The organism is Paenibacillus baimaensis, assembly GCF_025567575.1.
Genome location: NZ_JAOQIO010000025.1, coordinates 42,204 through 58,546 on the forward strand (window position 1 = coordinate 42,204; position 16,343 = coordinate 58,546).

A 16,343-nucleotide genomic window follows, 5' to 3' on the forward strand; every position below is an offset into this window, starting at 1 on the left:
AATGTCCTTCTTTCCTTTAAGAGCGGTAGAGAGCGATCTCGGTGCCTACAAAAGTTGCTTTTTTATATGGATCGTTATTGGCTAAGCGGATCTGGTTATCTCCTTGCTTTATCAGCTCCAGAGGAAGCTCATAATAACGAAGCCGTTCCTGCGGCGGCAAGCATTCCAGTGAAAAAGGAGTGAATAGCTCACCGGTCATCAGCTTTTCCTGTAGTATGACTCCGTTAAATTGTGCGGTGAGCGGCAATCGGGCTGTATCCGTATCCGTCTCAAGGCGTAGTACGGCATGGCTGAACTTCCCTTCCTGTACAAGATGTACCTTGAACGATACCTCCTGATCGGCTGGAAATGTGCCGAAGTTTGTACCTATCAGATAATGCTGCGGTAATTGCTCTAAATATTTAATGTCACAAATCGTATTCAAGGTACTGAACTGCGGCTCCTTACCCGGGTACTCTTTGCGTCTCGGCTCATGAAAGCCATGATCCCGGGTATAGCCATAATTGAAAAAGCTGATCCCATCCACGCCTCTTTTCCAATATTGGAGAGCTGCTGTTTCATAAATTTCTTTGGTCGTCTTGCGGTTAATATTGTTCGAGTAACCCAAAGCGCTGCGTGAGCTTCCGGTGTTGGTGACAAAATGAAGTTCTCCGTAAATTAGAGCATTTTTTATTCGGCTCTTATATTCTTCAATGCCGATTTCAAGCGTTGTCTTGAAATAGGAGGAAATGTTGACCATATCCACCAAGCCTTCACGATCCCATGCCTCTGTATCCAATCCGACCTTGAGGCCCTCTGCAATCCGGTGCGGCACACGAACGCTCAAGCTTAAATGCTTCCCTCTGCTCTCTCCGATATCATTCAGCATACTTCGGATTCGGCGAATAAATTCGTTCATGACAAGCGTACCTTCCGCGATTTGGTTATCGGGGAAATATCTTGGAGACCGCATTAAGTCAAGCTCCATGCCATCGATATCGTAATTTTCTGCCAGCTCCTTCAATAAGCTGAAGTAATAATCTCGCACTTCAGGTACGAGGTAATTGAAGGCGGAACCCGTCGGTTCGAGCAAATATTCAGGGTGGCTGCGCCAGAAGCTTCCATGGGTTTGAGCATGCTTAAGCTTCACATAATGATGGTCATTCATCCGGTACGCAATAAAGAAGTCGACCCCGATTTCTCTTGCCGTCTGTAAAGAAAGGGCTACGGGATCTTTATGCTGTAGCATGTAACGGCGTGTCCGGAAGTAAGCTTTATCATTGTAGCTCCAGTTAGCTTCGGGCAGCGGCTCTTTTTCATACGGCGCTTCATCCTGCCATCTCCGGTCAATTTCCGAATACCACAGGTTGGTGCGCCATGATTGCGGGCAGCACATCAGCGCATCTACCTGCGTACCTTCAAGCTCCTTTACATAACCGATGACCTGCTCGTCTGTCACGTTCTCATCATAAGTCTGGTAAGGGGTTTGGGTCGTAAATAAACTCAGCAATTCGTGATTGTACAGGCATTTGTATCGTTTTCCTTTGAAAACTTGTTGGTTCTCAGGCATGTCAGTTCCTCCGAATCAATGTTAAGTTTTTTAATAGCTGTAAAGCGTGATTTCCATGCATTGAACACTTGGATTGGATGGAATCCGGTTTCGACAAAACGAGCCGGCTTCCTGAACATACATTCCTCCATTTCTAGACTGTCATTCAACTTCTGGCCATTCATTATGTCCCAGCAGGTTACATGCCTTATAGTAGCTGTTTCATTCAGGTCTGATAACAAGGAAAATTTAATTTTTCACCTTGATTATTTACGCATGGAGTTACATAAGGAAAATATCGCAAAAAAACCTCCCCTTATATAAAATTAAAGGGAGGAGCTCATAAGTTTAAATGGTTACTTGCGTTTGTAATAAAAGCTGGGCTCAGACTTATCCTTTTGCAGCGAATTGACTTCCTCAATCGCTTTATCGCCACCGCCATTTCTCCATTTGACTACCATCTCATCGAATGTTTTGTTCACGTCACCCTTGGAATCAAGAAGCATTTTCGTATATCCCTCATCCAGGATCTGGCGTAGTACGGTAGACTTCTCCAGCAGTGTCGGAATGGCAATATTTGAACGGAGGTAATCATAATTAATATTTTTTTCATAAGTATCCAGCTTGCCAAGCAAATATTCAGCAGCTTCTTTGGGAATAAACTTGGTGTATTTCTCTGGATCGGAGAAGAGCCATTCCGGTTGGAGCATTTCAAGCCCGACTGTTGTATTATATTGAGGATCCTTCTTGTCTTCTGGGAACGGAACCTTCACACCGTTTTGGATGCTATAGGTTTTGCCTTCAACTCCATATTGGATATAATCAAATCCACGGGTAAGCTGGTATTCCAAATAACCTAGTGCTGCCTCCGGATTTTTGGATTTGCTCGATATTTGGTTCGTTCTGGAGATTGGGATCGCCGGTGTTGCAACCTTCCATACATTTCCTCCATGAGTAATTGGATCGATGATTTCCGCCTTCATGTTTGGAAGAACAACGACTTGTCTATAATTCCCAAGAGTCGTAACGATCACTCCAACCTTACCCGATTTAAATTTGTCCAATCCTGACGTTTTACCAACCAACAAATCCTGATCCAGCAGGCCCTTTAGACGAAGATCGCGAAGAAAGCTCATGGCTTCCTTGGCTTCCGGTTGAATCAATCCGTATTGAAGCTTGTTGGCATCGCCTGGTGTTGGGGACCATCCTGGATTTATACCAAATAACGGAAAAAAGGCGTACAATCCTGAGGCTTGGATGTCAGTTAAAGTAAGGGGAATGGTATCATTCTGCCCATTACCGTCAGGGTCCTTATCTCTAAATGCAGTCAGTACGACCACCAGCTCATCCAAGGTTTTCGGTACTTTCAAGCCCAGTTTGTCCAACCAATCCTTGCGAATGACGATGCCATTCCCGCCGCGGTCTCTCAACACGGGCACTCCATAAATCTTGCCATCCTTCGGGCTTTTCATGAAATTCCATGTTTTTTCACTAAAAGCTTCCTTAAGCTTGGGAAACTTGGGAAGCAGCTCATCCAACGCCAGAAAGACGCCTTGATCGATTAACGTATTATGCTCCGGATCTCCAGGAGAATTGGTAACGATAATATCCGATAAATCTCCGCCAGCAAGTTTAACGCTCAGCTTAGTTTTGTACTCAGCGCTCGGAACGGTTTCATAGGTCAAATCGACATTGGCATCCTTCTCTATGATCTTCTCCAGCTCTGAATCGGGATGATACGTTTGTCCCGGAGACAGGTACTTAAATATCGATATTTTCGCAGGCGGTTTCACCGTTCCTTCCTGGGTACCTGCAAGCTTTTTTTCCTCTGTACTCGTACATGCGGCAAGTGACGCGGCTGTCAATACCATTACCGTGGTTGCGATTACATGTTTTCTTTTCAACAATAGAACCTCCCTTTTCATTCTGCTTCCTACAACTATAGGGTAGCTCCTATGCATTTTTTTAAAAACAAGGTTTATTAAAGGTTTTACCTTGTTATTTACAGGGAGACTTTTTTATCCCTTCAACACAAGTTTTCATAGCTAATTAGCGGCTTGGCTGATGGTTCCACTTAATTCAATAAGCGGATGCTGAAGAACCACTTTACACCCACCTGTGGCCCGATTTTCCAGTGTAATCCCGTAGCTGTCCCCGAACCTCAGCTTCAGCCTTCGATCTGTATTCGATAGTCCGACACCTGAATAGTTCGAATCTCCATGCCTTAGCTCTGATTCCATATTTGCTGCTGAACCCACGCTGAGTCCAGGCCCGTTATCCTCAATGCTGCAAATAATCCGATCCTTCGATTGGATCACCGTGATCATAATTTTCCCGGTTCCCTCCACCATTGTTTTCATTGCATGTTTAATCGCATTCTCAACAATAGGTTGAATCGTCAGCTTCATGAAGGGCTGGCATAAAATATCCGGGTCTATCTGATAATAGACCGAGAAGGCATGGGAGTTGCGCTGCAATTCGAGTGACAAATAATTTTTGACATACTCCAGCTCTCTTTCCATCGTCGTCAACTCCTCATCCGTATGAATACTGAACCTCAACAGGTTGGACAAGGTAGCTATCATCTCGACAATTTCAGGAGCCTCCGCTTTTTCCGCCTTCCACTTGATCGTATCCATCGTGTTATATAGAAAATGTGGATTCAACTGGTGAATTAATGCACGTATTTCAAGTTTTCGCTTCTCTTCCTCATACATCTTAGTCTTTTGAATCAGCTCAAACATGCCTTTGATCATCGAATTGTAGCCACGGACCAACTGCCCGATTTCATCCGTTCTCGGTAAATATTGCTCACAATAGAGGAGCTCGCCCGAATAAATCTTCCGCATAAATCGGACTAGCGTGCGAATGGGTATGGTCACCGAGCGTACAATCAATAGAAGCAGAATACTCATGATGATAATCCCGGATGAAACCAGCAGCCAGGTAAAGCGTTTTATTTTTTCAACCGGTCCTGTCACTTCATCAATGGGGATAAGGGCTGCCAAGCGCCAATTGTTAATATCCAGCGGTCTGGAAACCTCATAAAAGTCAGTCTCATTTTTACGAATCATTTTCAGAGGGTTGTCGGTGCCGGGTAGGCCCATGTTCAAATCATGATAAATTTCTGTAATAGCCGATTCGGGGTTATTGCTTCGGGTTGCAAGAACTCGCCCATTTTCTTCAACCAAATAATAGCTGATTCTTTCCACATTCTCTGGAATAATGAACTGGTTGTCCAGTAAAAACCGCGGTACCCGTAAAGTTAAGACACCAATGGGCTGCAGCGACGGATAATCACGAATCGCACGTACATAAAGGAGCTCTAATGGAAGCTCATCTTTAACGGAGCGAACATGCCATGCCCCCTGTCCTTCCATCAATAAAGCAAGCTGGAACCAATCCTCATTTCCCTTCACATTTCCTGCATAAATCGGATATAGTTCTGGATCCTTGGGGTAAATTGCGATATCCAATTCACCCTGCAATTCTTCAAGGATGGGGTTCATTTGCCTGATAAAATCGTACTCGTCTAAAGAGGATTGGGGCGGGGGCTGATGTAAGAGCGCTTTCAATCTCTGCGACTCCAATACTTTGTCGGATTGCTGCTTCGTCCGCGAAAATAAGGATTCCAACCGGATGGCATTATGGTGAAGATTATCAAGCAGAAATGCCTGGGTCATGGTCTGAATTTGCTGATTGGATTGGTTAAAGGATAAATAGCCGAGTATGATAGTTGGAATGGCAACAATCGACAGCAGCAGCATACTGATCTTGGTATACAAATTCGGATGAAAATTCAAAGTGTCCCCTCCACTTTTTATTTGCCATAACGAAACTCTTTAGGCGACATCCCTGTTCTTTTCTTAAAAACCTTCCCAAAATGCTGCAAATCCTGATAACTGATTTCTTCGGCTATTTCGTATATTTTAAGGCTTGATTCCCGCAAAAGCGATTTGGCCTTATTCATTTTGATCTCAATAATATGGTCGGAGAACGCTTGTCCCGTTACTTTCTTGAAAATATGGCTAAGCCAAACAGGATGAATTCTAAGCTTCTCCGCTACAAATTGCAGCGAGAGGTCGCTTTCACGTTCGGTCGCGATAATCGTTTTGGCTTGTTCGATCACAGCATTGTTATTAATCGATAATTGTAAGGATATTTGGCCAGATAACAGGATGAAATAATCAACCAACTCCCTCTTGATTGAGGACGTAGTCAGATCCTTCTCCAGGTTCTCCCAGATCGCCAGTGGAATTTGTTCCATGCCTACTCTTGTTTTCCCTTTAAGCGCCGATTGTATTTCCATGATCCAATCCAGTGAGCTCTGGGCCAATTGCTTACGATGCAGCATATTGGTATTGCGGACCATATCATCTACCTTGTCATTAACCGCATGGATAATACCGTCCTTATCCCCATTTATTAACGCTTCCAAACAACTGCTGTTCGAATCATACTTTTCGCCATCGCTGCGCAGGTCAGCAATGTCCCCGTAATGCAAAGCAGGCCTACGGTCTGCTGAAGCCCACCGTAGTGCCTGAATAGCCTGCTCATATCCATCCGATAGTGACTGGAATGCACTCATGACGCCGCTCACTCCGCATATTAATTGCAATTTCTGATAGAGACTTACATTATCGCGAATCGCATCAATCAGTTCATCCATATCCGGATAGGCCGATATGACAATCCAACGGTTGTATACATTTTTCAATAAATAGGACGGTTGAAAATGCTGCAGGGTCTCGCCTGCCACATTACCTATCGAGAATAATTGCAGCTCTACATCCTTATCGCTTAAGGTTGATTCGTCATGCAGGCCAAAAGCGGCAACCCGGTAAGGTGAAGTGGTTAACCATATCATCTGCCAAAGCTGTAAGCGGTGATAGATATGCTCCTGCAAATGAGTCTTTTTCGTACAAAAGCTTAACATATATTGATCCATCAATACTTTGGTGCCCATCCGGGCGTGCTCCGCCCGATGCTGATTTTCGAATTTTTGGTGGTCTTCGTCGCCAATAAGCTTCACAATGCTGGCGATCTTTTGCACAAATTCCGTTTTTTCAAACGGTTTAAGTACATAATCCATTGCACCAAGCCGCAAACTGCGCTGTGCATAGGCAAACTCGTTAAAGCTGCTGATAACCATAACCTTCGGATCATATTCGGGAATCTGCTTTACTTCCTCTAAAAGCTCCAGCCCTGACATCCGTGGCAGTACAATATCCGTAATAATAATATGGGGATGGAGAACACGGATCATTTCCATGGCATCCTCAGCGTTCCCAACCGTATACACTTGACAAAAGGCCGGAAGCATCAGAGAAAGGGAAGCTTTGATTCCCTCAAGAACCTCGGTCTCGTCTTCAATAATCATCATTCTAATTATAGATTGCATACACCTCTACCCCTTTACGGCTCCCATAACAATACCTTTCACAAAATATTTTTGCAGAAACGGATACACCAACAATATAGGAACCGTAGCAAATACAATCGCAGCTGATTGAATATTAGCCGGTTCAATTCGTATATTTGTAGTATCGGCACTAGCCAAATCGGAGAAATTCTGGTCAAAAACAATCGTTTTCAGCAGCACCTGAAGGGGCCACTTACTTGAGTCAGACATATAAAAGACGCCTTTGAAAAACTCGTTCCAGTGCCCAACTCCGTAAAATAACCCAATTGTCGCTATAACCGGTGTAGACAACGGAATGACAATTTTCACGATCAGAGACAGCTCGTTGCATCCATCGATCTTGGCTGATTCTTCTATTTCTTTGGGTAAATCCATAAAAAAATTCCGCATCAAAATTAAATAAAAGGCATTGACAGCCCCAGGCAGCATCATAGCCCATAAGCTGTTAAGAAGACCCAAATTTTTGATGTTTAAATAGCCCGGTACGATACCGGCATGAAACGTCATAACCAATACAAGAAATACCATAAACATATTCAATCCCGGGAGATCCCTTTTGGACAATGCATAAGCCCCCGATATCGTAAAAAGCAGGTTGATCAACGTGCCTGCAACCGTAATGATAACGGTAATGCCAAAAGCACGAATCAATGTCGGGGTGGAAAATACATATTTGTACGCTTGCAGGGTCAATTCCTTGGGATACAACATCAGACTGGTATGATACACCGCGTCGGGTCCGCTGAAGGACACAGAAAATACGTGCCATACCGGTAATATTGTAATTATACAAGATAGCAAAAGAATGGTACATATGAATATATCGGCAGCATTGTAACGCTTGTTCATCCGTTCAGCTCCTTACCAAATTGATCTTTGTCCCATTTTTCTCAAAAGTGTGTTTGTACTTAAAATGAGGATAAATCCAATAACTCCTTTAAATAATCCCACCGCTGTAGCCAAGCTGAATTGCCCTCTTTCCAAGCCCATTCGATACACATAAGTATTTATGATGTCACCTACCTCGTAAACCGTTGGATTGATCATGACATAAATTTGCTCGAAGCCCGCATCCAGAATATGGCTCAAATTAATAATGAACATCAGTGTAATAGTTGACATGATGCCTGGCAGCGTTACGTGCAGCAGCTGATGGAACCGATTGGCGCCATCGACCGTTGCCGAATCATAAAGGTCCGGATTCACACCCGCCAAAGCAGCTAAATAAATAATAGCGCCCCATCCGAATTCTTTCAGAATGCTGGTAAGGACAATGATCGTCCGGAAATAATGCGTATCAATCAGGAAGTTGATCGGCTCCATGCCGAACGTTTTAATCAATGCATTAATCACACCGGAAGGCGTCAAAAAGGTGACAACAATTCCACCGAATACGACCCATGAAAGGAAGTGTGGGAAGTAAGTAATCGTCTGCACTGCCCTTTTAAAAAAAACTATTCTAACCTCATTGAGCATTAAAGCGAACACGATAGGTGCCGGGAATCCGAAAATTAATTTGTACATGCTGATCAGCAGTGTATTCGCCAAAAGGCTTGCAAAATCCGGATTTTGGAAGAGCTGATCAAAATGCTTCATACCCACCCAGGGGCTGTCGGAAATACCGAGAAAAGGCGAAAAATCTTTAAAGGCAATCGATAAGCCGTAATAAGGTACAACATGGAACATGATAAAATAAATCAAGGTTGGCAAGAGCAGTATATATAGCCATATGTGTTTTTTTAATACTGCAATGAAGGCTCTCGGCTTCCGCTTGGCCACGCGAAGGGGGTGCACGGACTGAACAGGTTGCATTGCCACTATCTCCTCTCTGTATGTTTATAGTTGTTAACGATTTAATAATAAGTGAATTTCTATGGAGTAAACAGGTGAATTGCTACAAGTTTGAGGTGGTTTATTAAAGGAGCTGCACCTTTCCTTTAAGTCGGAAAAGAAGAGCCACCAGATAGGAGAAAATCTGATGGCTCCGATGACTAAGGCTATGATTCTGTACACTTTTGTACGGAATTTGTATCTGTTAAAGAAAACACGTCTCCCATTATTTGGTGGTTGATCCGTGACGGAAATTAAGGAAAGCTAAGAATCAATAGCCCGGGTTGTTATCGTACTTTAGTATGGCATCGACTGAGATTTCGAAGGGGTTCCCCTTCAGTTTGTCATGTTTGTCATGTTCCTTTTTCATTCGCCGGTGTATTCCACCTTTATCGAAATAGGAGTAGTTGAAGGTTGGAAAATCATCGCGCAGCCCGATATTGACGAGATCTATCAGATTCTCATTGTAGCCCGGAAGCCAGTTTACATTCTCGTAGTACCCTTTGCCGGAATCATTATAGCGGAATTCCATGGCGAGTGCATTACCCTGTACATTGGTAATTTTTATATTTTTAAATACTTGACCGAATGTATTGTAGTCGAAAAACATGCCGTTGGGGCCCAAATCCAGATTGGACGGATGGGAGTAAATATCATTGATCACAATTTGATCGTAATAATTCGTGTTATAGGCGTCCGTGTATTGCTTGCTCGTTCCCGCCTGGTGAATCGCTCCCGTGTCCCCGCTATCCTGGTTCGTCTTGTACACTTTCACGTATTTGACGATATTGTTCCTCGTATACCCGTTGCTGCTCTTATTGGAAGAACTCGTGTCCTGACCTGTCGGCCCGCGAAAACTTATGGCAAACCTCGGTCCGTTGAAAATTTCGCTGTAAGAAATTTCGTTGAAGCCGGCATTGTATATATTGATGCCCGAGCTGTCGGTCGCCAGCTGTCCCACATCGTGAATCTTGTTGTTCGTCAGGATGTTGTATTTGAGAACATCACCCGTTCCCGTTTCAGCCCGAAGCAGGATGCCGCTTATACCCATCTGTTCGATCCAGCAGCCGACTACCCTATTGTATTGGTTGTAATTGTGCATATATATGCCGAACAAGCCGGCGTTCTTAAGATGGGAATTCCTGATCACAATATTCTCCGTATTGCTCATGTTCATCATGCCTTTACGCGTTTCCGGATTTTGATACCACGCATTTATTTGTTTGGTGAAATCCGTTCCCTCGAAGGTCAACCCTTCGAACGCAATATTTTGAACCTTGTCGTTAGCACTGCTTCCTGCCAGCGAGATTAGCGTTTGCACTTTCGGCGCTACAATCGTCTGATCGTCCGGGTCTCCGTTCATCGGCCAGTAGTAAAGCATCCCTGCATCGCGATCCAGATAAAATTCTCCGGGCTGATCCAGCAGTTGGTATATGCCTTCCACATAATAACGGGCTTCGGGTCCGATCACTGTGCCGTCCCCATTGCTGATACTGATCGTTCTGGAATTCGCATCGATAGCGGTAATGGGACTGGTCCACATCCCCCAATTACGATATCCCCACGGCCAGACTACCAGATCTGAGTCACTTATATCCCAATTCGATGTATCAAGATCACCGCTCTTATAGGTTATGCTGCTGACGGTTCCAGACTCGGAAGTCAAATAGGGAGCATTTGAATTTAGAAAGCTGTTATTTGTGACATAGTTGGGAGTACGCGCTTTCCTCGCTCTTTGGCCGTTCTCATACAAGGTTTCAAAGCTCCATCCCTGACCGACATTCGCTTTCCAGATCGAGCCTTGATCCGGCATCCATTCTTTTATTTTCCTGCCTCCTACCAGCCGTGCACTGCCCAATTCGTCGTCGTTTTTATAAATAATATAATAATTGTTGGTTCCGGAATCCGCCGCGTCAAAGGCAATCGTATCGTCCACGTAATAATTCCCTTGTTTCAAATGAACGACAATGTCACCGGTCATATTGCCGTTAATCGTTCTTATATAGTCTTTGGCGCCTTGTATGGAGGCAAATGGCTGTTCTTCAGTGCCTGGATTCTCATCATCTCCGTTGGGAGCGACATAAAGATTCGACTGAATCTGGGTTGTCGTTCTTTCGTAATACGGCGTACGCGTCGGAATCGGTGACGGCGTGGTGACGATCGGCACCTCAGGTGTGGTTTCGCTGCCAGCAGCCGCTCCATATATGCTGACATTGTCTACATAAGCAATGACGGGACTCGGACTGGCGCCCCCGACAAACCAGATCCGGCCGATATTAGAGGCCACGGCTCTGCGGAAGGGAAGATTGTCGCCAATTAACTGGCCGTTCAGGTACAGGTCAGCCGTTTTAAGCGACACATCGGCTTCAATCCGGAAATCGTTCCAATGTGTGCCGTCAAACCCGCTTGGCGTCAGCACCGTCGTCGTCGTTGTGCCCCCTGTGGTGACAAACCAGCGGATCTCGTTTTTCAATATACCCATCGAGGTGACCAGGCCGGAAGTGGAAGTGGAATCGTCCAATAGGTAGAACTGGAAGGAGCCCGTATTGTTCGTGGCGGGGTCGATTCGAATCGATGCCTCCGCGATCATTTGATGCAGCTGGGTACCGAACTTCTTGAACGTGCCTATCGTTCCGGGGTCGTTATCGACGATTCGCATCATCTTTCCGGTATCGCCTTTCCCATAAACCCCCACCGTCACGGATGAGCCTGCCGGCAAGACGGAAGGCGTTAGGGCATCCCATGCAATCCCGCTTCCTGTCGTAAGCGAATCGAAATTTTCGGAAAATAATACAGGCATCTCTCCCTTTATCCTGACATTGTCTACATAAGCAATGACGGGACTCGGACTGGCGCCCCCGACAAACCAGATCCGGCCGATATTAGAGGCCGTGGCTCTGCGGAAGGGAAGATCGTCGCCAATCAATTGGCCGTTCAGGTATAGATCGGCTGTTTTGAGCGACACATCGGCTTCGATCCGGAAATCGTTCCACTGCGTACCGTCAAATCCGTTTGGCGTTAACACCGTCGTCGTCGTTGTACCTCCAGAGGTGACAAACCAGCGGATCTCGTTTTTCAAGATGCCCATCGAGGTGACCAGGCCGGAAGTGGAAAGGGAATCGTCTAACAGATAGAACTGAAAAGAGCCCGCGTTGTTCGTAGTAGGGTCGATTCGAATCGAAGCCTCCGCGATCATCTTATGCAGCTGGGTGCCGAATTTCTTGAACGTGCCTATCGTTCCGGCGTCGTTATCGACAATTCGCATCATCTTACCGGTACCGCCCTCCCCGTAGACCTCAGCCGTCACGGACGAGCCCTCCGGCAGAACGGAAGGGGTTAAGGCATCCCACGCTACACCGCTTCCCGTTTCGAGCGAATCGAAATTGTCCTGCCATACCGTCTGATAATATACATTCGCGGACGGACTCGCATTGGTGATAGCCGGCTCGCCAATCAGAAACATGTTCATCAACATCACATAACAAGTAACAGCCCACAGCCTTTTTGCTAACCGTTGCATCCCTATCTCTCCCTTTAGCTTCGATTCCCGGCATCGCCGGTTGTAAATTTAAATCAAGAAGAATCTGCTGCACAACCCTTAGTCAGCAGGTGTAAAGAGCAATTTCCGCACTGACAAATGTGATCCTTTTATACGGATCGGGATACGTTACATTGAATAGACGAACTCCATGAGCCCCGGCTTTAGCAAGATGAAGTGGCAGCTCGAAATAACGGACTTTTTCCGGTGTGGGCAGACCTTCGATGGAGAAGGGAGGAAACAGTTCGCCGGAGCCGACTATTTCCTTCAGCGGAATGCCGTCGAACTCTGCCTCGACAGGCACACGAAGCGTCTCACGGAACGTCTCTACTCTAAGTACCGCGCGCTTCAATTGTGTGAAAATGCCTTCTGTTTCGAGCCGGACCGTAAAAGCCGCTTCGTCGTTGGCAGGAAATGTGCCGTAGCCGGTGCCTATATAATAATGCTGCTGTTGTCGTCCCAAGTATTCTCTGTCACAAATGGTTCGCAGCAATTGAAATGGCGGCTCCTTGCCAGGAAACTCTTTGCGCCGCGCCTCGTGGAACGAATGGTCCCGGGTGTAGTTGAAATTGAAAAAGCTCAGCCCGTCCACGCCTCTGTTCCAATAATTCAATGCGGCTGTCTCATATATTTCCCGGGTCGTTTTGCGGCTGATATTGTTCACATACCCGAGAACGCTGCGGGACTCACCCGTATGGACAACGAAATGAAGCTCGCCGTATATGCGGGCATGCTCAATACGGCTTTTGAACTCTTCGATGCCGATTTCAAGCGTAGTCTTGAACGATGAGGATATATTAATCATATCCACCAGCTGCTCGCGGTCCCATGCTTCTACATCCAAACCGGCCTTTAGGCCGGCTGAGAGCCGCTCCGGTACGCGTACGCATAATTGCAAATACTTGCCACGGTTATCTCCGATCTCATTCAGCATTAGACGGACTTGTCTGATGAATTCGTTCATAACCGGGATACCTTCAGCAACCCGATTGTCCGGAAAAAAGCGTGGGTGCCGCTGAAAGTCGAGCTCCAACCCATCAATGTCGTAGTTCTCTGCCAGCTCGCGAAGCAATCCGAAATAATAGTCGCGCACCTCATTGATCATATAATTGAACGGGGTTCCGCTTCCTTCCGGCTCGATCCAGTATTGGGGATGGTTGCGCCAGAAGCTTCCATGCGTCGGTAATTGCTTATCATACAAATAATGATTATCGTTCATCCGGTAGGAGATGAAGAAATCAATACCGATCTCCCTTGCCGCCTGCAGGGTCAAGCCGACGGGATCCTTCTTTTGCAGCATATAACGGCGAGCGCGGTAATAAGCCTTCTGATTATATTTCCAATCGTCCTCGGGCAGCGGTTCATGCTCGAACGGCGCTTCCTCCTGCCATCTCCGATCAATTTGAGATTCCCATAGAATCGTTCTCCATGCTAATGGACAGCACATCAGGACATCGACTTGCGTACCCTCCAACTCTTTGACATACCCGGTAACCTGGTTGTCTCTGACATTCTCCCGATAAGTTTGGTAAGGCGACTGCGACGTAAATAAACTCAGTAACTCATGATTAAACAAGCAATTGTAGTTTTTTTTCCTATGCATGAACAGGTCTCCTTCCTCTCAGTGCTTTGCGCCTCAAATTCCTCCTAGTGCGATTCATCAACGGATGATGGCATGCGCTAGTAATTGAGTATCGGCCAGCAATTACAAGGTTATCGCCTTAAGCCCTATATAACTACAGGGAAAACTAAATGTTTTGTCTTGTTTTTTACAGGTAGATGATATCGACAATGTCCAGGCAGAGGGAAAATAAGCAGTTTCCCTCGGTTTTAATGGTTTATCTAACGTATACTCACTCATTCGCAGGATTTCATCACCTTGAAAATAACGACCGCTTAGAAAACAAGGTTCTATGGATAAAAACCTTTAATTTTAAGCATGCGGGAACAGAGAAGCCGTAAATTCATTCCCCTAAATTTCACTCTACTGCACGCATATTCCACGAATACCTGGAAGTTTACCATCCCATGGCTCTACGGGTCTAAGCCCTAACATTCCATCGTCATACTTATCCAAGGTGTGGAGACCGATTGCGTTTAGCGGACGGGTCAAAGCCCTTCTCGGGCAGGAACTCAGTTCTCCGTGCTTTCTTTGTAAAATCCTGCTTTTCCCAGCAGTTTAAATACAGATCTCTGCTTCTTCATATGCTTAACTTTAACGTTGTACTTATGTAACTCTCGAAATACAGGATTCACACCAATGAGCTGTATGGTAGCGAGAAACAAATATTTACGTAAGGTAGAATCTCCTCGGTTGGATATGACGATCTGTCCCTTTCGTTTTCCCGACGTACTTTCAGCTAGATTAAGACCGGCTTTTCGTAGTAACTGACGTCCATGCGCATATTGTCTAAGATCACCCGCACCAGCTAATATCGCTGCAACGAAGATGGGGCCAAGCCCCTTTATGGAGCGAAGCTGACTTGCCATCGGAATCTCACTAAGTATTTCTAGGATTTTCTTCTGCATTTCCCCTAACATTTCCACGATGCGCTCATACTCTTCGATTAATCGATTTAAATCCTGCTTTGCCTCAGATAACGCTGTGATATCACCCACACTCCGCTTGGCTTGAGAAATAAGCTCAGCAGCTTTCTGCGTGCCTGTAGAACCGCCTGCTCTGTGCATATGCTTTCTCCAAGTCGTAATCATCTCGGTTATAGATCGTGAGGCGAGATCCTGTGGTAATGGTAACTCTTTCAATGTGGCCATTGAACGTTTGCAAGTCCAGTCTTTAAACACCGATGTATACTCTGGGAAGCGAATATCTAACCAACGAATAATTCGATTCTGCAACCGGACACTGTAGGCGACCCAGAATTCCCGATCGCTCATCAGTGTGCGTAGTCTTTGGAACTCTTGGGTTTGTCGCGTATATTCATAATAATAACCACGGCTTACAATATCCGCGATGATAAGCGCATCCTTCGGATCACTCTTGGAAGGACTATTATCGCGGTTCTCCTTGTTTCTTTTGGTGGTGGCTGGATTCACTAGGACAACGTTCGATCCTTTGTTTGTAAGCCAATTCGCCAGGTTCCACCAATAATGTCCTGTAGGCTCCATGCCGATGATAAAACTATTCAAACGATGCTTTTGCTGAAGTCCTTCTATCCAACGCTGCAGCTTTTCAAAGCCTTCTATGCTGTTACTAAATGAGAGGTGTCGATTCGAGAGCACGATTCCGCGAAAATTCGTAGCTTGCGCCACATGAGTTTCTTTAGCCATATCGATACCTACAACAAGATGAGATGTGCTAATTCGTTCAATTCGTTGATTTTGTACTTCTGATTGTTTAAACTTCATAATAAGAGCGCCTCCTTGATGGTGTTGGGTTGTAAGCCCGGGACAAACCCATCATACCGAGGCGCTCCTTTTTTGACAAAGGCTATTTCTTAGCCTTAACAGGAATGTTTAGCTGAGAGAGTACCGACAACATAAGTTTGCATAATATTTATTCTGTTACTCCATCGGGAATGTAATAACGTTCTTGTCATTTATCGGAAATGTAATAAGGTTCTTGACATCGACCGATGACAAGAACCTTATTACATAACTAAAAAAAGCCGCAATTTAAGCGACTTTGAATGTAACAATGATGTTGACTTCCGAAACTTGTCTTAACGACACAAATGATCCTACTCTTACAACAAATGTTCCTACAGCCCCAAGACACACCTATATTTCACAAAACGCTTAAATTTGAATTTTATAGAGATTGTCTTCAAAGTGAAAAACATTTTTATTTATTTGGTAATTATTCCATACTTAAATACAGTGACTAGTGAGAAATGCAGTAAAGAGTGTAGATATATCCTTACCACGCACTCCACATGTGCAGAGTGCTATTTAAGCCCAGCCACCATCTGCAGATTTAGTATCACAGCCTCAACCTTCAACTCGATTCTCTTCCTTACCACTATTTGTAATATTGTTTACCGTATCATCTATAGAGCGAAATCGAA

9 protein-coding genes are annotated in these 16,343 nt (G+C 45.2%); all 9 read right to left on the reverse strand.

The window, feature by feature from the left end; translation table 11 throughout:
* Positions 1-16: 16 nt before the first annotated feature.
* On the reverse strand, positions 17-1,549 hold the full coding sequence (locus OB236_RS10565; RefSeq protein ID WP_262683960.1) for a glycoside hydrolase family 10 protein: 1,533 nt from the start codon (positions 1,547-1,549) through the stop codon (positions 17-19).
* A gap of 335 nt (positions 1,550-1,884) precedes the next feature.
* Positions 1,885-3,432, reverse strand: coding sequence for an extracellular solute-binding protein (locus OB236_RS10570; protein WP_262683961.1), 1,548 nt, complete (start codon positions 3,430-3,432; stop codon positions 1,885-1,887).
* A 141-nt stretch (positions 3,433-3,573) separates the two neighbouring features.
* Positions 3,574-5,331, reverse strand: coding sequence for a sensor histidine kinase (locus OB236_RS10575; RefSeq protein WP_262683962.1), 1,758 nt, complete (start codon positions 5,329-5,331; stop codon positions 3,574-3,576).
* A 17-nt stretch (positions 5,332-5,348) separates the two neighbouring features.
* Entirely contained in the window at positions 5,349-6,929 is a 1,581-nt protein-coding gene (locus OB236_RS10580) for a response regulator (protein WP_262683963.1), read from the reverse strand.
* 6 nt (positions 6,930-6,935) lie between these two features.
* Positions 6,936-7,799, reverse strand: coding sequence for a carbohydrate ABC transporter permease (locus OB236_RS10585; RefSeq protein WP_262683964.1), 864 nt, complete (start codon positions 7,797-7,799; stop codon positions 6,936-6,938).
* A gap of 12 nt (positions 7,800-7,811) precedes the next feature.
* Positions 7,812-8,762 (reverse strand): ABC transporter permease, encoded by a 951-nt coding sequence (locus tag OB236_RS10590; protein WP_262683965.1) that lies wholly within the window; start codon positions 8,760-8,762, stop codon positions 7,812-7,814.
* A 289-nt stretch (positions 8,763-9,051) separates the two neighbouring features.
* Positions 9,052-12,300 (reverse strand): right-handed parallel beta-helix repeat-containing protein, encoded by a 3,249-nt coding sequence (locus OB236_RS10595; RefSeq protein ID WP_262683966.1) that lies wholly within the window; start codon positions 12,298-12,300, stop codon positions 9,052-9,054.
* Positions 12,301-12,382: 82 nt separating this feature from the next.
* Complete coding sequence (locus OB236_RS10600; RefSeq protein WP_262683967.1) at positions 12,383-13,921, reverse strand: glycoside hydrolase family 10 protein; 1,539 nt, start codon at positions 13,919-13,921, stop codon at positions 12,383-12,385.
* 530 nt (positions 13,922-14,451) lie between these two features.
* Entirely contained in the window at positions 14,452-15,684 is a 1,233-nt protein-coding gene (locus tag OB236_RS10605) for an IS110 family RNA-guided transposase (protein WP_262683968.1), read from the reverse strand.
* Positions 15,685-16,343 lie beyond the last annotated feature (659 nt).

Bases quoted from the DNA above. Each gene is read 5' to 3' on its own strand.
- OB236_RS10565 (WP_262683960.1), bottom strand. From the start codon at position 1,549: ATGCCTGAGAACCAACAAGTTTTCAAAGGAAAACGATACAAATGCCTG.
- OB236_RS10580 (WP_262683963.1), bottom strand. From the start codon at position 6,929: ATGCAATCTATAATTAGAATGATGATTATTGAAGACGAGACCGAGGTT.
- OB236_RS10585 (WP_262683964.1), bottom strand. From the start codon at position 7,799: ATGAACAAGCGTTACAATGCTGCCGATATATTCATATGTACCATTCTT.
- OB236_RS10590 (WP_262683965.1), bottom strand. From the start codon at position 8,762: ATGCAACCTGTTCAGTCCGTGCACCCCCTTCGCGTGGCCAAGCGGAAG.
- OB236_RS10595 (WP_262683966.1), bottom strand. From the start codon at position 12,300: ATGCAACGGTTAGCAAAAAGGCTGTGGGCTGTTACTTGTTATGTGATG.
- OB236_RS10600 (WP_262683967.1), bottom strand. From the start codon at position 13,921: ATGCATAGGAAAAAAAACTACAATTGCTTGTTTAATCATGAGTTACTG.
- OB236_RS10605 (WP_262683968.1), bottom strand. From the start codon at position 15,684: ATGAAGTTTAAACAATCAGAAGTACAAAATCAACGAATTGAACGAATT.